The following is a 23,334-nucleotide window of genomic DNA, read 5'->3' as shown; positions in this document are numbered from 1 at the left end:
TGCGAAAGAGACATAGAATAAAGTGCCGGAATCAGGAGTGCCAGCGATTAAAGCAAGATTTTTGCATCTTTTCAGGGTGCGAGACGATCGATTTTCCACGCCTCATTTTCACGCTGGTACAAAAAGCGGTCATGCAGACGATGCTCACCACCCTGCCAGAACTCAACCTGCTCAAGACTGACGCGGAAACCGCCCCAGAAACTCGGTAAAGGGACTTCACCCTGCTGAAACTTCTGCTTCAGCTCAAGGAATTTACTCTCAAGGATCCCGCGCGCGGAAATACGGCTGGACTGCTTCGATACCCACGCGCCAATCTGGCTGTCACGGGGACGGCTATGAAAATATTTCATCACTTCGAGAGTCGAAAGACGTTCCGCTTTACCGATAACCATCACCTGGCGCTCAAGAGTATGCCAGGGGAAAAGCAGGCTAACGCGCGGATTTTGTTCGATTTGATGCGCTTTGCGACTACCAAGGTTAGTGTAAAACACCATACCTTTTTCGTCGTAATGTTTGAGTAAAACGATGCGCTGATAAGGCTGACCATGTTCATCAACGGTCGCGACGACCATCGCTGTAGGATCAGCCAACTTAGCTTCACACGCCTGGGAGAGCCAGCGTTCGAAAAGGGTTAATGGATCGGCGGGAAGATCGCGGCGGCGTAAACCGCCTTTGGTGTATTCACGCCGCAGATGCGCGATTTGCTGCAATTCGTCGTTATCAGACATGGTTTTCTTTACGGATTGTCAGTGGGTGACGCTATTGTGCGCCGCCCCTGGAAAAATCTCAACGCTGTGGATTTTGTAACTGACAGTTATTCAAGACAATGCGGTCACGCTTATAGACCGTCGCCTCATTGCCTTTCGACCAGAAAACGTAGATACCGTCGGTATAACGCGCGCCTGATGCTGAAATGCCCTGTTTAAGGTGCAGTAATTGATTGTCGTAGACAAAACTGACTTCCTGACGTGGATTATTCAGTTTTACCGTCAACGGTTTTTCATCACACTGGTATTCCAGCGTATCGGTTTGCATGCGCTCAACCAGTTGATTGAACGCGCTACAGCCGGTGAGAAGCACCGGTAAACAGATCAGTAACAGTTTTTTCATAAACATATCCCAAAGACTTTCCTGGTCCGGAGAGCAAAACGCTCTCCTCAACATCCAAGTGTAACGGCAGACGCAGTAGGAAAAATTCAGTTAACTCTGATATCGCGGGTTTGCGGGAAAAATTGCGCCCAATACCGTCGCCTCGCTTGCGCCAGTGACCGAGGGCAGATTGCCAGGCAGCCCCGCCAGCGTCCGCCAGGCAAGCCAGGCGAAGGCCAATGCTTCCATGTCATCACCGCTAATGCCGACAGCATCAGTGGTGGTCACTTCCGTTCCTGGCAGCAAGGCAGCAAGTCGCGTCATCACTAATGGATTACGGCTTCCGCCACCACATACCATCAAACGATCACAACCACCACTCAATAACACCTGTTCAGAAATGGTCACTGCTGTCAGTTCCACCAGCGTCGCCTGGACATCGCGCGCATCAACGCCCGGGAATTGACGCAGGTGACGCTCCAGCCAACCGTAGTTAAAGTATTCACGCCCGGTGCTTTTTGGCGCAGGCTGGGAAAAATACGCATCACTAAGCATATTTTGCAGCAGAGGGAGAATGACCTTGCCCGCGCGTGCCCACTCAGCGTCTTTATCGTAAGGTTTACCCGCCTGACGCCAGATCCACGCATCCATCAGCATGTTACCCGGTCCGGTATCGTAGCCACCCACCGGTTGCCCAGGAATGAGCAGTGACAAATTGGCAATACCACCAATGTTGAGCACCATACGCCGCTCAGTAGGATGAGCCAGCAATGCATGATGAAACGCTGGCACCAGCGGTGCGCCCTGTCCACCCAGGGCGATATCGCGACGGCGAAAATCCCCGACGACAGTAATTCCAGTGCGCGCCACAATTTGGTTGTTATCCCCAATCTGTAGAGTATGCGGCGCGACGCCCGTGGGTTCGTGCCATACAGTCTGACCGTGACAACCAATAGCAACGATATCTTTCGGCTGCAAATTTTCTTCTTTGAGCAATGCGTTAACGGCATCGGCAAACAGGCGACCAAGTTGAGTATCCAGTTGACCAAACTGCGAAAGTGTAAGCTGCTGTCCCTGGCAAATATCCAGCACCGCTTGTTTAAGTGATGGAGGGATCGGCCAACTCAAACTTGCCAACTGCGCCACCCTGTGTTCATCGATTGTCGCCAGCACAACATCGACACCATCCAGACTAGTGCCTGACATTACGCCAATAAAGCGGCCTGATTTCATAGTTCATCCTTTTTCAACCTGACGTTTGCGCTCCACTCAAACACAAACCTCTCGCGAATTCCATGCATGAGTGCCGATTTTTACCGTTGGTAGGAAAACATTATATTTATATCAATAACTACTATGAATGTTTTGTTTATACTTGGTTAACCGTATTCTAATTATGATTCCATCATGTTTTAGTGGAACATGTAATCATAGTTATACCAATGCCATTTACTTTGGCCATGAGGGATGCTTGTGAGGCGTTTCATGGTAATCAGGAGATTTTTCAATGATTAAGCGCGTACTGGTTGTATCAATGGTCGGTCTGTCTCTTGTCGGTTGTGTCAACAACGATACCCTTTCTGGTGATGTCTATACCGCCTCTGAAGCGAAGCAAGTGCAGAATGTCAGCTATGGCACAATCGTTAATGTACGACAGGTACAAATTCAGGGTGGTGATGATTCCAACGTTATCGGCGCAATTGGCGGTGCGGTTCTCGGTGGCTTCCTTGGAAATACCGTTGGCGGCGGAACCGGGCGTTCTCTGGCTACCGCGGCAGGTGCTATCGCAGGCGGTGTAGCCGGTCAGGGCGTGCAGAGCGCAATAAACAAAACCCAGGGTGTGGAGTTGGAAATTCGTAAAGATGATGGCAACACCATCATGGTGGTACAGAAACAGGGCAATACCCACTTCTCTCCGGGACAACGTGTCATTCTGGCCAGCAACGGCAGCCAGGTGACTGTTTCCCCGCGCTAAACACGTTAACGTGTGGTCAGGTAACTGGCCACACGCCTCCTTCATTTCACCCTTTGGCCTGTAACTCTATGATGTTATGCTCAATTTTTACAATGAGCTTAATCAATTGTTCCAGCTCCTCTGCGGAAATCCCATGCAAAATTTCCGCCCGGGTTTTGTTAATCACAGCTTCCATTTCGCTAATCAGCGGCTCCGCCTTTTCCGTCAGTTTAATGCGTTTGGCCCGACGATCACTGGCACAAGTTTGACGCGAAATTAACCCTTTTTCTTCCAGTTGGTCCAACGTACGAACCAGTGAAGGCTGCTCAATGCCGATCGCTTTTGCCAGTTGAATTTGCGACTGGTCTGGAGGTAACTGATGGATATTGTGCAACGTTACCCAATGGGTTTGCGTTAACTCCAGCGGTTTCAGGCGATGGTCTATCAGAGCACGCCATATGCGCACCAACCGTGCCAGATCAGAACCTAGTGGCGATTCCAATTTCATCTCCTTATAATTAGCTTGCTAAGATATTATACAGCTTTTAGAATAGTGTGCAGCAATTGTATTGCTAAAACAAATGTATTGCTGCATTTGCTTACCATCAGACATGCTTTTCAGAAATAGCGAGTAACTTTCTCGCACATAAAGAATATTTATTAATCTAAAGCAATATATTCAGCCGTAAAGGAATCTATTTTGTGAAGTTTATGCATAGTGCAACAGGATTACCCTTACAAGATCTGGTGTTCGGTGCATCCATCTACTTTCCTCCGTTTTTCAAAGCGTTCGCGCTTGGATTTGTCATCTGGCTCGTTATACACCGCCTGCTTCGCGACAAAATCTACGCCGGAGACATCTGGCATCCCTTGTTAATGGATTTGTCGCTGTTTGCGATTTGCGTTTGCTTTGCCCTGGCAATACTGATTGCGTGGTAACTATGTCAATTAAAACCATTAAATATTTCTCAACAATTATTGTAGCGGTTTTTGCAGTTCTTGCCGGATGGTGGCTATGGAACTACTACATGCAGTCCCCATGGACACGCGACGGAAAAATACGCGCAGAACAGGTTTCTATCACGCCACAGGTGTCTGGACGTATTGTTGAGCTGAATATAAAAGACAACCAGTTGGTTAACGCGGGTGATATTCTGTTCTCTATCGATAAAACGCCCTTTCAGATTGCTGTGCTTAATGCCCAGGCTCAGTTGGCAAAAGCGCAATCTGACCTCGCCAAAGCCAATAATGAAGCTAACCGTCGCCGCCATCTCTCACAAAACTTTATCTCTGCCGAAGAGCTGGATACCGCTAACCTCAATGTTAAAGCGATGCAGGCAAGTGTCGATGCCGCACAAGCAACGCTGAAACAGGCACAATGGCAACTGGCGCAAACGGAAATTCGCGCCCCGGTGAGTGGATGGGTCACTAATCTCACCACCCGCATCGGTGACTACGCCGACACCGGAAAACCACTGTTTGCTCTGGTGGACAGCCACTCGTTTTACGCCATTGGTTATTTTGAAGAAACCAAATTGCGCCATATCCGGGGCGGTGCGCCAGCACAAATTACACTCTACAGCGACAATAAAACGTTACAGGGTCACGTTTCCAGTATTGGTCGGGCGATTTATGATCAGAGTGTGGAAAATGATTCCAGCCTGATTCCCGACGTTAAACCTAACGTTCCCTGGGTTCGTCTCGCCCAACGTGTTCCTGTTCGTTTTGCTCTCGATAACGTCCCCGGCGATGTCACGCTGGTATCCGGCACCACCTGTAGTATCGCTGTAGGCCCGTAATGAACGTACCGCCATGGTCGCTGCACAATTTCCCCTGGTTCAGAGCCACGCTGGCGCAATGGCGTTATGCGTTACGCAACACCATTGCCATGTGTCTGGCGCTGACGGTTGCCTATTATTTAAATCTTGATGAACCTTACTGGGCAATGACCTCGGCGGCGGTGGTCAGCTTCCCCACCGTTGGCGGTGTCATCAGCAAAAGCATGGGACGTATTGCTGGCAGTTTGCTCGGAGCTATCGCGGCACTGATTCTTGCCGGACATACTCTCAACGAGCCGTGGTTTTTTCTGTTGAGCATGTCTGCGTGGCTTGGCTTTTGTACCTGGGCCTGCGCGCATTTCACGAATAACGTGGCCTATGCATTTCAACTGGCGGGCTATACTGCGGCCATTATCGCCTTTCCGATGGTCAATATTACTGAAGCCAGCCAGCTATGGGATATCGCTCAGGCACGTGTTTGTGAAGTGATTGTCGGTATTCTTTGCGGCGGCATGATGATGATGATCCTGCCGAGCAGTTCTGATGCCACCGCTCTTTTAACCGCACTGAAAAACATGCATGCTCGTTTACTGGAGCATGCCAGTTTGCTTTGGCAGCCCGAAACGACCGATGCCATTCGCACAGCACATGAATCGGTAATTGGGCAAATACTGACCATGAATTTGCTGCGTATTCAGGCGTTCTGGAGCCACTATCGTTTCCGCCAGCAAAATGCACGCCTGAATGCACTACTCCACCAGCAATTACGTATGACCAGCGTCATCTCCAGCCTGCGACGTATGTTGCTCAACTGGCCCTCACCGCCCGGTGCCACACGGGAAATTATCGAACAGTTACTGACGGTGCTCGCCAACTCGCAAACAAATTTTTACACCGTTGCGCGCATTATTGCCCCGCTACGCCCAACCAACTTAGCCGACTACCGGCACGTCGCCTTCTGGCACCGATTACGTTATTTTTGCCACCTTTATCTGCAAAGTAGTCAGGAATTGCATCGCCTGGAAAGCAGCTCAGATGATCATACCAGGCTCCCTCGCGCATCTGGTCTGGCACGTCATACCGATAATGCCGAAGCTATGTGGAGCGGACTGCGTACATTTTGTACATTGATGATGATTGGCGCATGGAGTATTGCCTCGCAATGGGATGCTGGTGCCAATGCATTAACGCTGGCAGCAATTAGTTGCGTACTTTACTCCGCAGTCGCGGCACCGTTTAAGTCGTTGTCGCTACTGATGCGCACGCTGGTATTACTTTCGCTATTCAGTTTTGTGGTTAAGTTTGGCCTGATGGTTCAGATTAGCGATCTGTGGCAATTTTTGCTGTTTCTCTTCCCGCTACTGGCGACAATGCAGCTTCTCAAGTTGCAGATGCCAAAACTGGCCGCGCTGTGGGGACAACTGATTGTATTTATGGGGTCGTTTATCGCTGTCACTAATCCTCCGGTGTATGATTTTGCTGATTTTCTTAACGATAACCTGGCAAAAATCGTTGGCGTGGCGCTGGCATGGTTAGCATTCGCCATTTTGCGACCGGGGTCCGATGCCCGCAAAAGCCGCCGTCATATTCGCGCACTGCGACGGGATTTTGTCGATCAACTTAGCCGTCACCCAACCCTGAGTGAAAGCGAATTTGAATCGCTCACTTATCATCACGTCAGCCAGTTGAGTAACAGCCAGGACGCGCTGGCTCGCCGTTGGTTATTACGCTGGGGCGTGGTGCTGCTGAACTGTTCACATGTTGTCTGGCAATTGCGCGACTGGGAATCACGTTCCGATCCTTTATCGCAGGTGCGAGATAACTGTATTTCATTGTTGCGAGGAGTGATGAGCGAGCGTGGCGTTCAGCAAAAATCACTGGCGGCCACACTTGAAGAGTTACAGCGAATCTGCGACAGCCTTGCCCGCCATCATCAACCCGCTGCCCGTGAGCTGGCGGCGATTGTCTGGCGACTGTACTGCTCGCTTTCGCAACTTGAGCAGGCACCACCACAGGGTACGCTAGCCTCTTAATTAATAACACCACAGGCATAGCGTTCACCGCCGCCGCCCAGCGGTTTTGGTTGATCGGACATATTATCGCCGCCAACGTGGATCATCAGCGCCTTGTCTTTAACTTCGTCGAGTGATTTCAGACGAGGCGCAATGACGGCATCGGTTGCTTTACCGTCATTATTGACCACCAGCGCAGGCAGATCGCCTAAATGCCCTGCACCTTCTGGCCCTTCATGTTTACCGGTATTTTTGGGATCAAGATGTCCGCCTGCAGATTGCGCCGCAGTAGCTTTGCCATCTTTCGTTGCTGGCTGGCAGCTTCCTTTGGCATGAACATGGAAGCCATGCTCACCGGGCGGTAATGCTTTCAGATCGGGCGAAAATTCCAGACCTTTATCGGTTTCAGTAATCGTTATGCTGCCAATTGACTGCCCAATCCCCTGTGATGTGACGAGGTTCATCTCGACTTTTTCACTGGCGGCTTGCGCGCCGGTCGCAACAACCAGCGTCAGAATAGCCAGACTAAAACGTTTCATAAGACCTCCGCTCAATGTGCATACCTGAATAAGTGTAAACCAGTGACACATATTTGAACGGAGGCGATTCCGAAAGTGCTTACGGGACGTCGTAACCTAATGCCGCTTTACGGATACGGAACCACTGCTGGCGTGTCATTTTCAGGGATTCCGCTTCAACGGCGGCACGCACACGCTCAATTTTACCGGAGCCAATAATCGGCAGCGGCTGCGATGGCAGACGCAATATCCAGGCATAAACCACCTGCTCGATAGAACCCGCGTTTAATTCTTCCGCCACCACAGCAAGTTCATCACGTAGCGGCCTGAAATAATCATCATTAAATAAACGGCCACCGCCAAGACAAGACCAGGCCATCGGGCGAATACGCAGTTGTTGTAGTTGATCGAGCGTACCATCCAGCAACAACGGCTGATGCACCGGAGAAATTTCCACCTGATTAGTGGCTAGAGTAAATGGCAAACGCGATTGCAGCAGGGCAAATTGCGCAGGCGTGAAGTTCGATACGCCAAAATGGCGCACTTTGCCGCTCTGATGCAAATGTTTAAACGCATCCGCCACTTCATCGGCATCCATTAACGGGTCGGGACGGTGGATTAACAGTAAATCCAGATGATCGGTCGCGAGATTAATTAGCGACTGTTCGGCACTTTTAATAATATGGTCGCGATCGGTGATGTAATGACCAATAACGTTTTCTTCACGCGCAGTCGTCGCGATGCCGCATTTGCTGACAATTTCCATCCGTTCACGCAAATGCGGTGCCAGTTTCAGCGCCTCGCCAAATGCCGCTTCGCACTGATAGCCGCCATAAATATCAGCGTGATCCACGGTGGTCACACCGAGATCCAGATGCTCTTCAATAAAACTAACTAACTGGCGTGCGGACATATTCCAGTCCATCAGTCGCCAGTAGCCCATCACAAAACGGGAAAACTCCGGGCCTTGCGGCGCAATAGTAATACGCTGAACCATAATCGCTTCCTCTTATCAGATATGAGAGGAGTATACGCAAGATTGCTCTCAAAAGAGTGATGGTTGCTCTGGTTCGTCTGATGACGTTGGCCTGTTCGCGCGTAATTTACGCATAAGTCGTTGTCGGCAAAGTCGCAGAACCTCCTGTTTTTCACCATCACTCATTTTATTCCAGTTAAAACGCTCATCCCGGCTACGAAAACAGCCACGGCAAAATCCGCGTTCGTCAGACTGGCAAATTCCCCGGCATGGGCTCTGGACGGGAAAGAACTCTAATTGCTCCGCCACCTCGCCCTCCTTATATAAGATTATTACCACTATTGAAGCTGTTAATGCCCAAAGTAGCAACTTTGCTTGCACTAGACCGACCGGTCTACTACACTCAAGCGCATGAACAAACATCCTGAACACGATACTCGCGAACACCTCCTGGCAACCGGAGAGCAACTCTGCCTGCAGCGTGGGTTTACCGGAATGGGGTTAAGCGAATTACTGAAGACCGCCGAAGTGCCAAAAGGGTCTTTCTACCACTACTTTCGTTCTAAAGAGGCGTTTGGTGTTGCCATGCTTGAACGCCATTACGCGGCATACCACCAACGACTGACGGAGTTGCTGCAATCTGGCGAGGGAAATTACCGCGACCGTATTCTGGCCTATTACCAGCAAACGCTGAACCAGTTCTGCCAGCATGGGACGATCAGCGGCTGTCTGACAGTAAAACTTTCTGCTGAAGTGTGCGACCTGTCAGAAGATATGCGCAGCGCGATGGATAAAGGTGCGCGCCAGGTCATCGCTCTGCTCGCCCAGGCGCTGGAAAATGGCCGCGATAGCCACTGTTTAACCTTTTGCGGAGAACCGCTGCAACAGGCGCAAGTTCTCTATGCGCTGTGGCTGGGGGCCAATCTGCAAGCCAAAATTTCGCGCAGCTCCGGGCCTCTGGAAAACGCGCTAACACATGTCAAAACCATTATTGCGACGCCTGCCGTTTAGCAGGCATTTTTTATTTTATCACCAGACGACCGGGAGTCTTTATGTCATCTGAAAAACTGTATTCCCCACTGAAAGTGGGCGCAATCACGGCGGCAAACCGTATCTTTATGGCTCCTCTGACGCGCCTGCGTAGCATTGAACCGGGTGATATCCCTACTCCGTTGATGGCGGAATATTATCGCCAACGCGCCAGTGCAGGTTTGATCATTAGCGAAGCCACCCAGGTTTCCGCCCAGGCAAAAGGGTATGCGGGCGCGCCAGGCATTCATAGTCCGGAGCAAATCGCCGCGTGGAAAAAAATTACCGCCGGTGTTCATGCTGAAAATGGTCATATCGCCGTGCAACTTTGGCACACGGGGCGCATTTCTCACGCCAGCCTGCAACCTGGTGGCCAGGCACCGGTAGCGCCTTCTGCACTTAGTGCGGGTACACGAACTTCTCTGCGCGATGAAAATGGTCAGGCGATCCGCGTCGAAACCACCATGCCGCGTGCGCTGGAGCTGGAAGAAATCCCGGGTATTGTCAACGATTTCCGCCAGGCTATCGCCAACGCCCGTGAAGCCGGTTTTGATCTGGTGGAACTCCACTCCGCTCACGGTTATTTACTGCATCAGTTCCTCTCTCCATCCTCCAACCATCGTACCGATCAGTACGGCGGCAGCGTGGAAAATCGCGCTCGTCTGGTGCTGGAAGTTGTTGATGCCGGGATTAAAGAATGGGGTGCCGATCGCATTGGTATTCGCGTTTCGCCAATTGGTACTTTCCAGAATACCGATAACGGCCCGAATGAAGAAGCCGATGCGCTGTATCTGATTGAACAACTGGGTAAACGCGGCATTGCTTATCTGCATATGTCCGAACCAGACTGGGCAGGCGGCAAACCATATACCGAGGCGTTCCGCGAAAAAGTACGCGCCCGTTTCCACGGCCCGATTATCGGGGCTGGTGCATATACGGTAGAAAAAGCAGAAACGCTGATCGGCAAAGGGTTAATTGATGCGGTGGCGTTTGGTCGTGACTGGATTGCAAACCCGGATCTGGTCGCTCGATTGCAGCGCAAAGCTGAGCTTAACCCACAGCGTGCCGAAAGTTTTTACGGCGGCGGTGCGGAAGGTTATACCGACTACCCTACGCTGTAATCCAACATTGCGAGCGGCGCAAAACCGCCGCTATACTAAAACAACATTTTGAATCTGTTAGCCATTTTGAGGATATAAAGATGCGTCTTCTTCACACCATGCTGCGCGTTGGCGATCTGCAACGCTCCATCGATTTTTATACCAACGTGCTGGGCATGAAACTGCTGCGTACCAGCGAAAATCCGGAATACAAATACTCGCTGGCGTTTGTTGGCTACGGCCCGGAAACAGAAGAAGCGGTAATTGAACTGACCTATAACTGGGGCGTGGATAAATACGAACTTGGCACCGCTTATGGTCACATCGCCCTTAGCGTCGATAACGCCGCAGAAGCTTGCGAAAAAATCCGTCAGAACGGCGGTAACGTTACCCGTGAAGCGGGTCCGGTAAAAGGCGGTACTACGGTTATCGCTTTTGTGGAAGATCCAGACGGTTACAAAATTGAATTGATTGAAGAGAAAGACGCCGGTCGCGGTCTGGGCAACTAATCTCCTGCCGGGCGTGAACTCATCGCGCCCGCATCTTTACTGCATCAGCGGGTAATATTTGTCATAATGCACGCTGCAATTTTTCCGTATTAAGAGAATCAGATGTCCGATAACGCTCAACTTACCGGTCTGTGCGACCGTTTTCGTGGTTTTTATCCTGTTGTGATCGATGTCGAAACCGCCGGATTTAACGCCAAAACCGATGCACTGCTTGAGATCGCCGCCATCACCCTGAAAATGGATGAACAAGGCTGGCTGATGCCGGACACCACATTACATTTTCACGTCGAGCCGTTTGTCGGCGCTAATTTGCAACCAGAAGCCCTCGCCTTCAATGGTATTGACCCGAACGATCCCGATCGCGGTGCAGTCAGCGAATATGAGGCGTTGCATGAGATTTTCAAAGTTGTCCGTAAAGGCATTAAAGCGAGCGGCTGTAACCGCGCCATTATGGTGGCGCACAATGCCAATTTCGACCACAGTTTTATGATGGCTGCCGCAGAACGCGCCTCACTGAAACGTAACCCGTTCCACCCTTTTGTCACTTTCGACACCGCGGCACTGGCCGGGCTGGCTCTCGGACAAACCGTATTATCAAAAGCCTGCCAGACCGCTGGCATGGATTTTGACAGCACCCAGGCGCATTCCGCGCTGTACGACACTGAACGCACCGCCGTGCTGTTTTGTGAAATCGTCAACCGCTGGAAACGACTGGGCGGCTGGCCGCTCCCTGCCGCTGAAGAGGTGTAATCGAGTCGATGCCTGATGACATGTAATGACTCAGGCATCTATAGTGAGGCTATTCCACGAATCATGCATGATATTCACGGGGAATAGCGTTAATTGTTGTTCCGGGAAGTCGCCACCTGGTTCTCGAACGCTGTCACGATGAAATTGGCGACTGGCGTATTATTTTACACTCCCCTTATGGGCGGCGAGTGCATGAACCGTGGGCGGGGGCGCTGGTAGTCATTGCTGGCGGAAAATTGTTGCTCTACCTGGCACAAGGCGGCAAGAAGATGCTGGTATGGTAAGAAAAAGATGAACTGCTCCCCCCAGAAGTATTCCACGCACTGGCAACCGCACTACGCCGCGAACCACGGCTACGCTTTACATTGACAGAAGTGAATGATCAACCGGTACGGCAAACGCCGATGTTTACGCTGCTGCGTGAGGCGGAATTTTCCAGTTCGCCACAAGGGCTGGATTGGGGATAAAAAACACTGACGGATGCCCGTTAGCCTCCGTCAGTATTGCGGGACGGATTATTCCGCGTCCGGCTCTTCAGACTTGTATTTAGCGGCGGTTTCTTTGATTAGCTGCTGCAGTTCGCCACGCTGATACATTTCGATCACGATATCACAGCCACCTACCAGCTCGCCGTCCACCCACAACTGTGGGAAAGTCGGCCAGTTAGCGTATTTCGGCAGTTCCGCGCGAATGTCCGGATTCTGCAGGATATCAACGTAGGCAAAACGTTCGCCACATGCGGCAAGCGCCTGAACTGCCTGGGCAGAAAAACCGCAGCTTGGCAGTTTCGGTGAACCTTTCATGTACAGCAGGATCGGATTTTCAGCAATCTGGCGTTGGATTTTTTCGATAGTGGTGCTCATTGTCTTGCTTCCTCAAACTTCTTTACGGCAGTAATCTGACATTGTAGCGGGTCAGTGCGGCAACGGAAAATAACATTTTCATCACGCTTTTGCTATTTTATCCCTTTGCTCTATTTGTTGCATTTCAAATATTCGTTTCTTCGCTGTTGCGCTGCAAACTGGCGTATTTATGACCATTTCCAGCTTTCACTGCTGCATTTTTTTACGCTCACCGACGAAATATATTTTTTAACAATAAAAGCTATTAACTTTCTCTTCTCCTATGCATTAGAATCATCAAGTTTTGTAAATCAGACGCAGGCATGATAGACCTGCCTTAACAGAGGGACGCTCAGTGGCGCGGATAAACCGTATTTCGATCACGCTCTGTGCTTTACTTTTTACCACCCTGCCTTTAACGCCTATGGCCCATGCTTCAAAGCAAGCCAGGGAGAGTTCTGCTACTACTCACATCACCAAAAAAGCAGATAAAAAGAAAAGCACGGCAACCACCAAAAAGACCAATAAAGCCAGCCAGAAAACAGCGAAAAAAGCCGCCAGTAAAAGTACCACTAAAAGTAAAACTGCTTCTTCCGTAAAAAAATCCTCCATTACCGCTTCTAAAAACGCCAAAAACCGCAGCAAACAAGTTGTGAATAAAACAGCGGCAGCCAGCTTTACGGAAAAGTGCACTAAACGTAAGGGTTATAAAACACATTGCGTGAAAGTTAAAAATGCCGCACCAGGAACCCTCGCTGACGCGCATAAAGCCAAAGTACAGAAAGCCACTACCGTGGCAATGAATAAACTGATGCAACAAATTGGCAAGCCATATCGCTGGGGCGGCAGCTCACCGCGTACCGGTTTCGATTGTAGTGGGCTGGTTTATTACGCCTATAAAGATCTGGTGAAGATCCGTATTCCACGTACAGCTAACGAAATGTATCACCTGCGTGACGCCGCACCGATCGATCGCAGTGAATTGAAAAATGGCGACCTGGTCTTCTTCCGCACTCAGGGTCGCGGAACCGCCGATCACGTTGGCGTGTATGTTGGCAACGGCAAATTTATTCAGTCTCCGCGCAGTGGACAGGAAATTAAAATCACTTCTTTAAGCGAAGATTACTGGCAGCGCCACTATGTAGGTGCTCGTCGGGTAATGACCCCAAAAACACTTCGCTAAAACTTTACCCTGTTGTTACAGCAACAGGGTAAGTTCATCTTTTGTCTCACCTTTTATTTTGCTACCCTATCCTCACGCACAATAAGGCTATTGTACGTATGCCAATTAATAATAAAGGAGAGTAGCAATGTCATTTGAATTACCTGCACTACCATATGCTAAAGATGCTCTGGCACCGCACATTTCTGCGGAAACTATCGAGTATCACTACGGCAAACATCATCAAACTTATGTCACTAACCTGAACAACCTGATCAAAGGTACTGCGTTTGAAGGTAAATCACTGGAAGAGATTATTCGTAGCTCTGAAGGTGGCGTATTCAACAACGCTGCTCAGGTCTGGAACCATACTTTCTACTGGAACTGCCTGGCACCGAACGCCGGTGGCGAACCGACTGGTGAACTGGCTGACGCTATCGCCGCTTCTTTTGGTAGCTTTGCCGATTTTAAAGCGCAGTTTACTGATGCTGCGATCAAAAACTTTGGTTCTGGCTGGACCTGGCTGGTGAAAAACAGCGATGGCAAACTGGCTATCGTTTCTACTTCTAATGCCGGTACTCCGCTGACCACCGATGCGACCCCGCTGCTGACCGTTGATGTCTGGGAACACGCTTACTACATCGACTATCGCAATGCGCGTCCTGGCTACCTGGAACACTTCTGGGCGCTGGTGAACTGGGAGTTCGTGGCGAAAAATCTCGCTGCATAATAACTGATGGCAAATGCAACATTGCCTGATGCGTTACGCTTATCAGACCTACGCGGATGAGGCGTTAACACCACATCTGGCAAGATAAATCGCACTTTGCCTGCAAACTGTAACGCAGAAGGTTATCCTTCTGCGTTTTTGTTTTATTAGCTGTTGGCAACGCAAACTGCTTCAGGTTGTTTTCTGGCTGACATAAACACCAACAATAATGCCAGTCCCGCGACAATCGCCCCCATCACCGGCACAAAACTGTACCCCAGACCACCGGAAATCACCGCACCACCAGCAGCCGCTCCCAATGCATTTCCAAGGTTAAAGGCACCAATATTCACCGATGATGACAGACCCGGCGCTTCGCTGGCGACTCGCATCACTCGCATCTGCAAGGGCGGTACGACCGCAAAGGTTGCCGCGCCCCACACTACCATGCTGATTGCCGCACCGAACTCATTACGGGCCAGGAACGGGATTGCCAGCATAATCACCATCAGCAGCAACAAAAATCCCTTCAGCGTGCCGTTGACCGAACGATCTGCCAGTTTACCGCCGAGATAGTTACCGATAGAGAATCCGACACCAATCAGCACCAGCATGGCTGTAACAAACACCGGCGTCGCGTGGGTGATACTTTGCAGCACCGGAGAAATATAAGTGTAGAGCGTAAACATTGCGCCAGCCCCCAGCACCGTCGTCAGTAAAGCCGATAACACCTGCGGACGCAGCAGCACCGCCAGCTCTTTTTTCACTTCTGGTCGCGCCCCTGCGCCACCTTTCGGTAAAGAGAAGTACAGGCTAATCATCGAAATCACGCCCAACCCCGCCGTTGCCAGGAACGACATTCGCCAGCCAATAGTTTCACCCAGCCAGGTCGCCGCCGGAACACCGCCGATATTCGCCAAAGTTAAGCCCATAAACATGGTCGCAACTGCGCTGGCCTGTTTATGTTTTGGCACAACGCTTGCGGCCACAACTGACCCCAGGCCAAAAAATGCACCGTGATTCAGACTGGTCAAAATACGTGAAAGCAGCAGTGTCATGTAATCCGGGGCAATGGCAGAAAGTACATTACCAAGGGTAAAAATCGCCATCAGGAAAATCAGCGCGCTGCGGCGGGCACGATGAGAAAGTAATAATGTCATCAGCGGCGCGCCAACCATCACACCAACCGCATAGGCACTGATTAACATTCCGGCAGCAGGGATCGAGACATCCACACCGCGCGCAATGACGGGCAACAGGCCCATTGGCGAGAACTCCGTTGTCCCGATACCAAACGCGCCAATCGCCAGCGCCAGCAACGGATAGTTAATTTTCATGCCTAATCTCCACCTCTTCGCGTCATCACGCGATGTTCATCAAAGTGGCGAAAGCATGACATCAATCACAAAAGAATGAAAATAACAAAAAGAGAAAACACTTTTGCCATTTTGCTAACAAAGAGGAGAGAGATGCGAGGGAGAACGCGCTCCCTCGAGGGGAAATCAGTGCAGCGCGGCAGTCAAACCCACTGCCACGATCAAACCAAGAACGATAATGGTTGTTACCAATGAAAATTTAAGGTCGGTGCTCATCAAGTTTTCTCCTTTTTTATTACCACACAAAAAATGATATTACTCATTTTTACACAGTGTGATGAAAAAATCTCCCGGCATTTATAATGATAAGTGTTTTTACTACTTCCCCTTTTCATCAAGATCGGCCAAAATTCCACGCTTACACTATTTGCGTACTGGCCATTGACCCCTTCCTGACGCTCCGTGTCATTTTTCCGGCGTACCGCAACACTTTCGTTGTGCGTAAGGTGTGTAAAGGCAAACGTTTACCTTGCGATTTTGCAGGAGCTGAAGTTAGGGTCTGGAGTGAAATGGAATGGCAACAATAAAAGATGTAGCGAAACGAGCAAACGTTTCCACTACAACTGTGTCACACGTTATAAACAAAACGCGTTTTGTCGCGGAAGAGACTCGTAACGCTGTGTGGGCAGCGATTAAAGAATTACACTACTCTCCTAGCGCGGTGGCGCGTAGCCTGAAGGTTAACCACACCAAGTCTATCGGTTTGCTGGCGACCAGCAGCGAAGCGGCCTATTTTGCCGAGATCATTGAAGCGGTAGAAAAAAATTGCTTCCAGAAAGGCTACACACTGATTCTGGGCAATGCGTGGAACAATCTTGAGAAACAGCGGGCCTATCTGTCGATGATGGCGCAAAAACGCGTCGATGGCCTGCTGGTCATGTGTTCTGAGTATCCGGAACCATTGCTGGCGATGCTGGAAGAGTATCGCCATATCCCGATGGTGGTGATGGACTGGGGCGAAGCAAAAGCGGACTTTACCGATGCAGTTATCGATAACGCTTTTGAAGGCGGCTACATGGCCGGGCGCTATCTGATTGAACGCGGTCATCGCGAAATTGGCGTTATTCCTGGTCCGCTGGAGCGCAACACCGGCGCTGGCCGTCTGGCGGGTTTTATGAAAGCGATGGAAGAAGCCATGATCAAGGTGCCGGAAAACTGGATTGTGCAGGGTGACTTTGAGCCTGAATCGGGTTATCGCGCCATGCAGCAAATCCTGTCGCAACCGCACCGCCCTACTGCTGTCTTCTGTGGCGGCGATATCATGGCTATGGGCGCACTTTGCGCCGCTGATGAAATGGGTCTGCGCGTACCGCAAGATATTTCGCTGATCGGTTATGATAACGTGCGCAACGCCCGTTATTTTACTCCGGCGCTGACGACTATCCATCAGCCAAAAGATTCGCTGGGCGAAACGGCGTTCAACATGCTGTTGGATCGTATCGTCAACAAACGCGAAGAACCGCAGTCAATTGAAGTTCATCCGCGGCTTATTGAACGCCGCTCCGTGGCTGACGGCCCGTTCCGCGACTATCGTCGTTAATCATCCGTTGCGGGAGTCTCTTCCGGCTCCCGCAGCCATTCCTTATTCAGCGTCTCGCTATCACCGAGATACTCCAGCAGCCAGGTTAACGCAGGCGACATATCATTCTGCTGCCAGGTCAGACAACATGCCGAATCAGGGAATGGATTTTCCAGTTTTAATGCTACCCACTTCCCCTCGTTCAGCCACGGTTTAGCGAAATGGGTCGGCACCATGCCAATGCATAACCCGGCCGAGATACAGGTTGCCGATGATTCCCAGTCCGGGACAACCAGGCGCTTTTGGTTATCGAGCAGCCAGGTAATACGTTTGGGCAGCGTCCGTGACGTGTCTTCGCGCACCAGTGACGGCCAGTTGCGCAACGTATCATCGCTGAACGGCCCATTCATCGACGCAAGCGGATGGTGGCGGGCAACAACACAACTCCAGCTCAACATTCCCATATCACGGAAGGCGTAACGCCCACCTACCGGAATCGCCCGTGTCGCACCAATCGCCAGTTCCACACGTCCGTCGGAAAGCGCATCCCAGACACCGTTAAACACCTCCTGAAAAACCAGAAGTTCGACGTCATCAAAATGGCGATAGAAATCAACAATCATCTGCCGCGTGCGTTCTGGCCTGACAATATTATCTACCGCGATGGCTAACTGACCGCGCCAACCGTTCGCTATCTGCTGACATTGCTGGCGAGTGATCTGCATTTTTTTGACAACAGAACGCCCTTCTTTGAGAAACCACGCCCCGGCAGCGGTCAGTTCCACGTCACGATGACGCCTTTCAAAAAGCGGCACTGCCAGCCACTCTTCCAACTGACGAACGGTATAGCTGACCGCAGAAGGAACGCGATGCAACTCCTGGGCCGCGGCGCTAAAACTACCATTACGCGCCACCGCATCAACCACTTCGAGAGAATACTCAGACCACATAGTTTGCCTGCAAAATTTTTGAAACCAGTCATCAAATATTACCGTTTCACAACACGAATTTCACTCCCTACACTTTGCGACGGTGTTTAATTGAGAAATTTAGAGAATATACATGCAACCTGGGAAAAGATTTTTAGTCTGGCTTGCGGGTTTGAGCGTACTCGGTTTTCTGGCAACCGATATGTATCTGCCTGCTTTCGCCGCCATTCAGGCCGATCTGCAAACGCCTGCGTCTGCTGTCAGTGCCAGCCTTAGTCTGTTCCTTGCCGGTTTTGCCGCAGCCCAGCTCTTGTGGGGGCCGCTCTCCGACCGATATGGTCGTAAACCGGTGTTATTGATCGGCCTGACAATTTTTGCTCTGGGTAGTCTGGGGATGTTATGGGTGGAAAACGCCGTCACTCTGCTGGTATTGCGGTTCGTGCAAGCTGTGGGGGTCTGCGCCGCGGCAGTTATCTGGCAGGCGTTGGTGACGGACTACTACCCTTCACAAAAAGTGAATCGTATTTTCGCCACTATCATGCCGTTAGTGGGGCTGTCTCCGGCGCTTGCTCCTCTTTTAGGTAGCTGGCTGCTGGTCCATTTTTCCTGGCAGGCGATTTTCGCCACCCTGTTTGCCATTACCGTAGTACTGATTCTGCCCATTTTCTGGCTTAAACCCACGACTAAAGCACGTAATGATAGCCAGGATGGTCTGACCTTTACCGATCTGCTGCGTTCAAAAATCTATCGCGGAAACGTACTGATTTATGCTGCCTGTTCAGCCAGTTTCTTTGCCTGGCTGACCGGTTCTCCGTTCATCCTTAGCGAAATGGGTTACAGCCCGGCCGTCATTGGTTTAAGTTATGTCCCGCAAACTATTGCGTTTCTGATTGGTGGTTATGGCTGTCGCGCCGCGTTGCAGAAATGGCAAGGTAAGCAGTTGTTGCCGTGGCTACTGATGCTGTTTGCTGTCAGCGTCGTGACAACCTGGGCGGCAGGATTCATTAGCCATGTTTCACTGGTCGAAATTCTGGTCCCATTCTGTGTGATGGCGATTGCCAACGGCGCAATCTACCCGATTGTTGTCGCACAGGCGTTGCGGCCCTTCCCACATGCAACCGGACGCGCCGCAGCCTTGCAGAACACTCTGCAACTGGGACTGTGCTTCCTCGCAAGCCTGGTGGTTTCCTGGCTTATCAGCGTTAGCACACCTCTGTTCACCACCACTAGCGTGATGTTATCAACTGTGGTGCTGGCCGCTCTGGGTTACATGATGCAACGTTGTAAAGAACGAGACTGCCAGAATCAAAGCAATGCCGAAGTCGCTCATAGTGAATCGCATTGATATATATCGATATCTTTATACTTAGGCCGCTAACAAAATTTTGTTGTATGATTGAAATTAGCGGCCTATACTAATTTTCAGTTGTTAAGATTACGATAAATATTATGTTTCTACGGGGACAGGAGTGTTCCCGGTTTACTATGGATGGTCATTTCGGCAAGGGTTCCTCCTTTCCCTCTGTTCTACGTCGGATTATAGACTCGCGGTTTTTTCTGCGAGATTTCTCACAAAGCCCAAAAAGCGTCTACGCTGTTTTAAGGTTCTGATCACCGACCAGTGATGGAGAAACTATGAGTTCATCGTGTATAGAAGAAGTCAGTGTACCGGATGACAACTGGTATCGTATCGCCAACGAATTACTTAGCCGTGCTGGCATTGCTATTAATGGCCCTGCTCCGGCAGATATTCGTGTTAAAAACCCCGATTTTTTTAAACGCGTCCTGCAAGAAGGATCGTTAGGGTTAGGCGAAAGTTATATGGATGGTTGGTGGGAATGTGACCGACTGGATATGTTTTTTAGCAAGGTCTTGCGCGCAGGTCTCGAAAACCAACTCCCCCATCATTTCAAAGACACACTGCGCATTGCTGGTGCACGCCTTTTCAATCTACAAAGTAAAAAACGTGCCTGGATAGTTGGCAAAGAGCATTACGATCTCGGTAATGACTTGTTTAGCCGCATGCTTGATCCCTTCATGCAATACTCCTGCGCTTACTGGAAAGATGCCGATAATCTGGAATCAGCCCAGCAAGCGAAGCTCAAAATGATCTGTGAAAAATTGCAGTTAAAACCGGGTATGCGCGTACTGGATATTGGCTGTGGTTGGGGCGGTCTGGCACATTACATGGCGTCTAATTATGACGTAAGTGTGGTGGGTGTCACGATTTCTGCCGAACAGCAAAAAATGGCTCAGGAGCGCTGCGCAGGTCTGGATGTCACCATCTTGCTGCAAGATTACCGGGACCTGAACGACCAGTTTGACCGTATTGTTTCGGTTGGAATGTTCGAACATGTCGGGCCGAAAAATTACGATACCTATTTCGAAGTGGTGGATCGTAATCTGAAACCGGAAGGTATTTTCCTGTTGCATACTATCGGCTCGAAAAAAACCGACCTGAATGTTGACCCGTGGATAAATAAATATATTTTTCCGAACGGTTGTCTGCCCTCTGTTCGGCAAATTGCTCGCTCCAGCGAACCGCATTTCGTGATGGAAGACTGGCATAACTTTGGTGCCGATTACGACACCACGTTAATGGCCTGGTATGAGCGATTCCTCGCCGCATGGCCAGAAATTGCTGATAACTACAGTGAGCGCTTTAAACGGATGTTTACCTATTATCTGAATGCTTGCGCTGGTGCTTTCCGCGCCCGCGATATTCAGCTCTGGCAAGTGGTGTTCTCACGTGGGATCGAAAGCGGTCTTCGGGTTGCACGCTAAATGTCATTCTATCGCCCCCGTTTTGGGGGCGATGTCATTTCAAATCAGGCTTCAGTATCTTATTGATTCAAGGCCTGCTCACGCATTGCCAGCACACGTTCTACCGTATCTACCACTGCCTGAGTTTGTGGATCGATTTCGATATTGACACGCGCGCCGAGTTTTTTCTTACCGAGGGTGGTACGTTCCAGCGTTTCCGGAATTAAATGCACACAGAAACGGGTCGACGTTACTTCGCCTACGGTCAGGCTAATACCGTCGATTCCGATAAATCCTTTATACAGGATATATTTCATCAACTGACTATCCTGCACTTTAAACCAGATCTGGCGATTATTTTCAGAGGTTAATATTTTCGCGACTTCGGCGGTGGTCATAATATGACCCGACATTAAATGCCCACCTATTTCATCACTGAATTTCGCCGCACGTTCTACATTTACCCAATCCCCAACCTGTAAATCGCCAAGATTGGTAATGCGTAACGTCTCTTTCATCAGGTCAAAACTGATATGGTTACCGTTGATTTCCGTCACGGTCAGGCAACAACCGTTGTGTGCTACAGACGCACCGGTCTCCAGACCATCAAGCATGTAGTCAGGTAACTCAACCACATGAGTACGAAAATTTGGTTTCTCGTCAATCGACACCAGTTTTGCAGTGCCCTGCACTATCCCCGTAAACATACTTACAACTCCTGAAATCAGTTAAGGCATTCTGTTCAGCACAATAGCAGGTGGGAAACACCCTTGCCAGTAAAGGGGGCTGAATGGTTATTTTTTCACTGGAGAATTAATAAATCCTCGCTACAATAGACTGAATTTCCCCTGCTTCTTCTTTTTGCTGCCCATTCAGGCGGCTTTTTAGTCTCTCATATAACAACAATATAAAAGGTGTTCACGTGCAGAAGTATATCAGTGAAGCGCGTCTGTTATTAGCATTAGCAATCCCGGTGATTCTCGCGCAAATCGCCCAAACCGCAATGGGTTTTGTCGATACCGTGATGGCGGGCGGCTATAGTGCCACCGACATGGCGGCGGTGGCTATCGGTACGTCAATCTGGCTTCCGGCCATCCTCTTTGGCCACGGACTGCTACTGGCATTAACGCCGGTTATCGCGCAATTAAATGGTTCTGGTCGCCGTGAGCGCATTGCGCACCAGGTGCGACAAGGTTTCTGGCTTGCCGGTTTCGTTTCAGTGCTCATTATGGTGGTACTGTGGAATGCGGGTTATATCATCCGCTCCATGCAAAATATCGATCCGGCGCTCGCTGATAAAGCGGTAGGTTATCTGCGAGCACTGTTGTGGGGCGCACCGGGCTATCTATTCTTCCAGGTCGCACGTAACCAGTGTGAAGGTCTGGCAAAAACCAAACCTGGGATGGTGATGGGTTTTATTGGCCTGTTGGTGAACATTCCAGTGAACTATATCTTTATTTATGGTCATTTTGGGATGCCAGAACTCGGTGGCGTCGGCTGTGGTGTGGCGACTGCGGCTGTGTATTGGGTGATGTTCCTCGCTATGGTTTCTTATATTAAACGTGCCCGCTCCATGCGCGATATCCGCAACGAAAAAGGCACCGCTAAACCGGATCCAGCCGCCATGAAACGCTTGGTGCAACTTGGTCTTCCTATCGCGCTGGCGCTGTTCTTTGAAGTGACGCTGTTTGCTGTGGTGGCGCTGTTGGTATCCCCACTCGGTATTGTCGATGTGGCAGGCCACCAGATTGCACTGAACTTCAGTTCGTTGATGTTCGTTCTTCCAATGTCACTGGCTGCAGCGGTAACCATCCGCGTAGGTTATCGTCTGGGCCAGGGTTCGACGCTGGATGCACAAACAGCCGCACGGACAGGGCTTATGGTTGGCGTTTGTATGGCGACTCTGACCGCAATTTTCACGATTTCACTGCGGGAGCAAATCGCCCTGTTGTATAACGATAACCCAGAGGTTGTGACGCTGGCGGCTCACTTAATGTTACTGGCAGCGGTGTATCAGATTTCTGACTCCATACAGGTGATCGGCAGTGGGATTTTGCGTGGTTATAAAGATACGCGTTCCATTTTCTATATCACCTTTACGGCTTACTGGGTGCTGGGTTTGCCGAGCGGCTACATTCTGGCTCTGACCGATCTGGTGGTTGAACCAATGGGGCCAGCAGGCTTCTGGATCGGTTTTATTATCGGCCTGACTTCTGCTGCCATTATGATGATGCTGCGTATGCGTTTTCTGCAACGTTTACCGTCAGCCATTATTCTGCAACGAGCCGCTCGTTAATAAAGACAAGGCGCAACCTTCGC

26 protein-coding genes and 1 pseudogene are annotated in these 23,334 nt (G+C 50.4%); 15 read left to right on the top strand and 12 right to left on the bottom strand.

The annotated features are described in order from the left end of the window. Positions 1-71 precede the first annotated feature (71 nt). The 3 genes from pdxH to anmK all read right to left on the bottom strand — a co-directional run bounded on the left by pdxH (position 72) and on the right by anmK (position 2,322). Positions 72-728 (bottom strand): pyridoxamine 5'-phosphate oxidase, encoded by a 657-nt coding sequence (gene pdxH, locus A1WG_RS02490; RefSeq protein ID WP_001516332.1) that lies wholly within the window; start codon positions 726-728, stop codon positions 72-74. 58 nt (positions 729-786) lie between these two features. Continuing rightward, a complete protein-coding gene (mliC, locus tag A1WG_RS02495; RefSeq protein WP_000480882.1) occupies positions 787-1,116 on the bottom strand; it encodes a C-type lysozyme inhibitor in 330 nt (109 codons plus the stop codon). 84 nt (positions 1,117-1,200) lie between these two features. Then, positions 1,201-2,322 carry an anhydro-N-acetylmuramic acid kinase gene (anmK, locus tag A1WG_RS02500; protein WP_000835033.1) on the bottom strand — a complete coding sequence of 374 codons (1,122 nt, stop codon included), beginning with the start codon at positions 2,320-2,322 and terminating at the stop codon, positions 1,201-1,203. 274 nt (positions 2,323-2,596) lie between these two features. Here anmK and slyB point away from each other — a divergent pair, with 274 nt between their 5' ends. Then, positions 2,597-3,064 carry an outer membrane lipoprotein SlyB gene (slyB, locus tag A1WG_RS02505; protein ID WP_000597202.1) on the top strand — a complete coding sequence of 156 codons (468 nt, stop codon included), beginning with the start codon at positions 2,597-2,599 and terminating at the stop codon, positions 3,062-3,064. Between the two features lie 46 nt (positions 3,065-3,110). Here slyB and slyA read toward each other — a convergent pair whose 3' ends face one another. Then, positions 3,111-3,545: a transcriptional regulator SlyA gene (gene slyA / locus A1WG_RS02510; protein ID WP_001516330.1), complete on the bottom strand. Its 435-nt coding sequence runs from the start codon at positions 3,543-3,545 to the stop codon at positions 3,111-3,113. A gap of 200 nt (positions 3,546-3,745) precedes the next feature. Between slyA and A1WG_RS02515 the strand changes: the two genes are divergently transcribed. Genes A1WG_RS02515 through A1WG_RS02525 form a run of 3 tightly spaced genes read left to right on the top strand, consistent with a single transcriptional unit; the run spans position 3,746 to position 6,854 of the window. Next, on the top strand, positions 3,746-3,982 hold the full coding sequence (locus A1WG_RS02515; RefSeq protein WP_000670973.1) for a DUF1656 domain-containing protein: 237 nt from the start codon (positions 3,746-3,748) through the stop codon (positions 3,980-3,982). Between the two features lie 2 nt (positions 3,983-3,984). Then, a complete protein-coding gene (locus tag A1WG_RS02520) occupies positions 3,985-4,842 on the top strand; it encodes an efflux RND transporter periplasmic adaptor subunit (RefSeq protein WP_000023825.1) in 858 nt (285 codons plus the stop codon). Beyond that, positions 4,842-6,854 carry an FUSC family protein gene (locus tag A1WG_RS02525; RefSeq protein ID WP_001516329.1) on the top strand — a complete coding sequence of 671 codons (2,013 nt, stop codon included), beginning with the start codon at positions 4,842-4,844 and terminating at the stop codon, positions 6,852-6,854. The genes A1WG_RS02520 and A1WG_RS02525 overlap by 1 nt, the downstream gene beginning before the upstream one ends. On the opposite strand, the gene sodC is transcribed toward A1WG_RS02525, so the two are convergent. The 3 genes from sodC to A1WG_RS0122445 form a co-directional block, all read right to left on the bottom strand. Then, positions 6,851-7,372 carry a superoxide dismutase [Cu-Zn] SodC gene (sodC, locus tag A1WG_RS02530; protein ID WP_000819798.1) on the bottom strand — a complete coding sequence of 174 codons (522 nt, stop codon included), beginning with the start codon at positions 7,370-7,372 and terminating at the stop codon, positions 6,851-6,853. The two genes, A1WG_RS02525 and sodC, sit on opposite strands and share 4 nt — an antisense overlap. Before the next feature lie 79 nt (positions 7,373-7,451). Continuing rightward, positions 7,452-8,348 carry an aldo/keto reductase gene (locus tag A1WG_RS02535; RefSeq protein ID WP_000250649.1) on the bottom strand — a complete coding sequence of 299 codons (897 nt, stop codon included), beginning with the start codon at positions 8,346-8,348 and terminating at the stop codon, positions 7,452-7,454. A 48-nt stretch (positions 8,349-8,396) separates the two neighbouring features. Beyond that, the gene (locus tag A1WG_RS0122445) at positions 8,397-8,636 is read right to left on the bottom strand and encodes a DUF1289 domain-containing protein (protein ID WP_024191872.1); all 240 of its coding nucleotides are present in this window, start codon (positions 8,634-8,636) and stop codon (positions 8,397-8,399) included. Positions 8,637-8,738: 102 nt separating this feature from the next. Here A1WG_RS0122445 and nemR point away from each other — a divergent pair, with 102 nt between their 5' ends. The 5 genes and pseudogenes from nemR to A1WG_RS25195 all read left to right on the top strand — a co-directional run. Then, positions 8,739-9,338: a DNA-binding transcriptional regulator NemR gene (gene nemR, locus A1WG_RS02540; protein WP_001032896.1), complete on the top strand. Its 600-nt coding sequence runs from the start codon at positions 8,739-8,741 to the stop codon at positions 9,336-9,338. A 41-nt stretch (positions 9,339-9,379) separates the two neighbouring features. After that, complete coding sequence (nemA, locus tag A1WG_RS02545) at positions 9,380-10,477, top strand: N-ethylmaleimide reductase (protein ID WP_000093624.1); 1,098 nt, start codon at positions 9,380-9,382, stop codon at positions 10,475-10,477. A gap of 80 nt (positions 10,478-10,557) precedes the next feature. After that, positions 10,558-10,965 carry a lactoylglutathione lyase gene (gene gloA, locus A1WG_RS02550; protein ID WP_001237802.1) on the top strand — a complete coding sequence of 136 codons (408 nt, stop codon included), beginning with the start codon at positions 10,558-10,560 and terminating at the stop codon, positions 10,963-10,965. A 102-nt stretch (positions 10,966-11,067) separates the two neighbouring features. Continuing rightward, positions 11,068-11,715 (top strand): ribonuclease T, encoded by a 648-nt coding sequence (gene rnt, locus A1WG_RS02555; RefSeq protein ID WP_001282288.1) that lies wholly within the window; start codon positions 11,068-11,070, stop codon positions 11,713-11,715. 95 nt (positions 11,716-11,810) lie between these two features. Further along, positions 11,811-12,182: pseudogene (locus A1WG_RS25195) on the top strand (hypothetical protein); the annotation flags it as partial. 48 nt (positions 12,183-12,230) lie between these two features. On the opposite strand, the gene grxD reads toward A1WG_RS25195, so the two are convergent. Beyond that, entirely contained in the window at positions 12,231-12,578 is a 348-nt protein-coding gene (grxD, locus tag A1WG_RS02560; RefSeq protein WP_000108172.1) for a monothiol glutaredoxin 4, read from the bottom strand. A gap of 334 nt (positions 12,579-12,912) precedes the next feature. Here grxD and mepH point away from each other — a divergent pair, with 334 nt between their 5' ends. Next, complete coding sequence (gene mepH, locus A1WG_RS02565) at positions 12,913-13,740, top strand: peptidoglycan DD-endopeptidase MepH (RefSeq protein ID WP_001516328.1); 828 nt, start codon at positions 12,913-12,915, stop codon at positions 13,738-13,740. 127 nt (positions 13,741-13,867) lie between these two features. Then, entirely contained in the window at positions 13,868-14,449 is a 582-nt protein-coding gene (gene sodB, locus A1WG_RS02570) for a superoxide dismutase [Fe] (RefSeq protein ID WP_000007276.1), read from the top strand. 146 nt (positions 14,450-14,595) lie between these two features. Here sodB and A1WG_RS02575 read toward each other — a convergent pair whose 3' ends face one another. Further along, positions 14,596-15,765 (bottom strand): MFS transporter, encoded by a 1,170-nt coding sequence (locus A1WG_RS02575; RefSeq protein ID WP_000701022.1) that lies wholly within the window; start codon positions 15,763-15,765, stop codon positions 14,596-14,598. Between the two features lie 165 nt (positions 15,766-15,930). Next, positions 15,931-16,020, bottom strand: a complete 90-nt coding sequence (gene cydH, locus A1WG_RS02580; RefSeq protein ID WP_000102278.1) for a cytochrome bd-I accessory subunit CydH — start codon at positions 16,018-16,020, stop codon at positions 15,931-15,933. A gap of 298 nt (positions 16,021-16,318) precedes the next feature. Here cydH and purR point away from each other — a divergent pair, with 298 nt between their 5' ends. Next, positions 16,319-17,344: an HTH-type transcriptional repressor PurR gene (gene purR, locus A1WG_RS02585; protein ID WP_000190977.1), complete on the top strand. Its 1,026-nt coding sequence runs from the start codon at positions 16,319-16,321 to the stop codon at positions 17,342-17,344. Here purR and punR read toward each other — a convergent pair. Next, on the bottom strand, positions 17,341-18,273 hold the full coding sequence (gene punR / locus A1WG_RS02590) for a DNA-binding transcriptional activator PunR (RefSeq protein ID WP_001516327.1): 933 nt from the start codon (positions 18,271-18,273) through the stop codon (positions 17,341-17,343). The genes purR and punR overlap by 4 nt on opposite strands. A gap of 112 nt (positions 18,274-18,385) precedes the next feature. On the opposite strand from punR, the gene punC reads away from it, so the two are divergent. Both punC and cfa read left to right on the top strand, forming a co-directional pair. Beyond that, entirely contained in the window at positions 18,386-19,597 is a 1,212-nt protein-coding gene (punC, locus tag A1WG_RS02595; RefSeq protein ID WP_001182378.1) for a purine nucleoside transporter PunC, read from the top strand. A gap of 290 nt (positions 19,598-19,887) precedes the next feature. Further along, positions 19,888-21,036: a cyclopropane fatty acyl phospholipid synthase gene (gene cfa, locus A1WG_RS02600; RefSeq protein ID WP_000098885.1), complete on the top strand. Its 1,149-nt coding sequence runs from the start codon at positions 19,888-19,890 to the stop codon at positions 21,034-21,036. Between the two features lie 59 nt (positions 21,037-21,095). Here the strand turns inward: cfa and A1WG_RS02605 are convergent, their stop codons facing one another. Next, positions 21,096-21,722 (bottom strand): riboflavin synthase, encoded by a 627-nt coding sequence (locus A1WG_RS02605; protein ID WP_000493961.1) that lies wholly within the window; start codon positions 21,720-21,722, stop codon positions 21,096-21,098. Positions 21,723-21,937: 215 nt separating this feature from the next. Here A1WG_RS02605 and mdtK point away from each other — a divergent pair, with 215 nt between their 5' ends. Further along, positions 21,938-23,311 carry a multidrug efflux MATE transporter MdtK gene (gene mdtK / locus A1WG_RS02610; protein ID WP_001174974.1) on the top strand — a complete coding sequence of 458 codons (1,374 nt, stop codon included), beginning with the start codon at positions 21,938-21,940 and terminating at the stop codon, positions 23,309-23,311. Positions 23,312-23,334: the final 23 nt, after the last annotated feature.

The sequence above is a fragment of the Escherichia sp. KTE96 genome, assembly GCF_000408525.1.
Classification (GTDB): domain Bacteria; phylum Pseudomonadota; class Gammaproteobacteria; order Enterobacterales; family Enterobacteriaceae; genus Escherichia; species Escherichia marmotae.
This window is presented reverse-complemented; position numbering and strand designations above follow the sequence as displayed.

Coding starts and splice junctions, on each gene's coding strand:
- pdxH (WP_001516332.1), bottom strand. CDS start 728: ATGTCTGATAACGACGAATTGCAGCAAATCGCGCATCTGCGGCGTGAA.
- mliC (WP_000480882.1), bottom strand. CDS start 1,116: ATGTTTATGAAAAAACTGTTACTGATCTGTTTACCGGTGCTTCTCACC.
- anmK (WP_000835033.1), bottom strand. CDS start 2,322: ATGAAATCAGGCCGCTTTATTGGCGTAATGTCAGGCACTAGTCTGGAT.
- slyB (WP_000597202.1), top strand. CDS start 2,597: ATGATTAAGCGCGTACTGGTTGTATCAATGGTCGGTCTGTCTCTTGTC.
- A1WG_RS02520 (WP_000023825.1), top strand. CDS start 3,985: ATGTCAATTAAAACCATTAAATATTTCTCAACAATTATTGTAGCGGTT.
- A1WG_RS02525 (WP_001516329.1), top strand. CDS start 4,842: ATGAACGTACCGCCATGGTCGCTGCACAATTTCCCCTGGTTCAGAGCC.
- sodC (WP_000819798.1), bottom strand. CDS start 7,372: ATGAAACGTTTTAGTCTGGCTATTCTGACGCTGGTTGTTGCGACCGGC.
- A1WG_RS02535 (WP_000250649.1), bottom strand. CDS start 8,348: ATGGTTCAGCGTATTACTATTGCGCCGCAAGGCCCGGAGTTTTCCCGT.
- nemR (WP_001032896.1), top strand. CDS start 8,739: ATGAACAAACATCCTGAACACGATACTCGCGAACACCTCCTGGCAACC.
- nemA (WP_000093624.1), top strand. CDS start 9,380: ATGTCATCTGAAAAACTGTATTCCCCACTGAAAGTGGGCGCAATCACG.
- gloA (WP_001237802.1), top strand. CDS start 10,558: ATGCGTCTTCTTCACACCATGCTGCGCGTTGGCGATCTGCAACGCTCC.
- rnt (WP_001282288.1), top strand. CDS start 11,068: ATGTCCGATAACGCTCAACTTACCGGTCTGTGCGACCGTTTTCGTGGT.
- grxD (WP_000108172.1), bottom strand. CDS start 12,578: ATGAGCACCACTATCGAAAAAATCCAACGCCAGATTGCTGAAAATCCG.
- sodB (WP_000007276.1), top strand. CDS start 13,868: ATGTCATTTGAATTACCTGCACTACCATATGCTAAAGATGCTCTGGCA.
- A1WG_RS02575 (WP_000701022.1), bottom strand. CDS start 15,765: ATGAAAATTAACTATCCGTTGCTGGCGCTGGCGATTGGCGCGTTTGGT.
- cydH (WP_000102278.1), bottom strand. CDS start 16,020: ATGAGCACCGACCTTAAATTTTCATTGGTAACAACCATTATCGTTCTT.
- purR (WP_000190977.1), top strand. CDS start 16,319: ATGGCAACAATAAAAGATGTAGCGAAACGAGCAAACGTTTCCACTACA.
- punR (WP_001516327.1), bottom strand. CDS start 18,273: ATGTGGTCTGAGTATTCTCTCGAAGTGGTTGATGCGGTGGCGCGTAAT.
- punC (WP_001182378.1), top strand. CDS start 18,386: ATGCAACCTGGGAAAAGATTTTTAGTCTGGCTTGCGGGTTTGAGCGTA.
- cfa (WP_000098885.1), top strand. CDS start 19,888: ATGAGTTCATCGTGTATAGAAGAAGTCAGTGTACCGGATGACAACTGG.
- A1WG_RS02605 (WP_000493961.1), bottom strand. CDS start 21,722: ATGTTTACGGGGATAGTGCAGGGCACTGCAAAACTGGTGTCGATTGAC.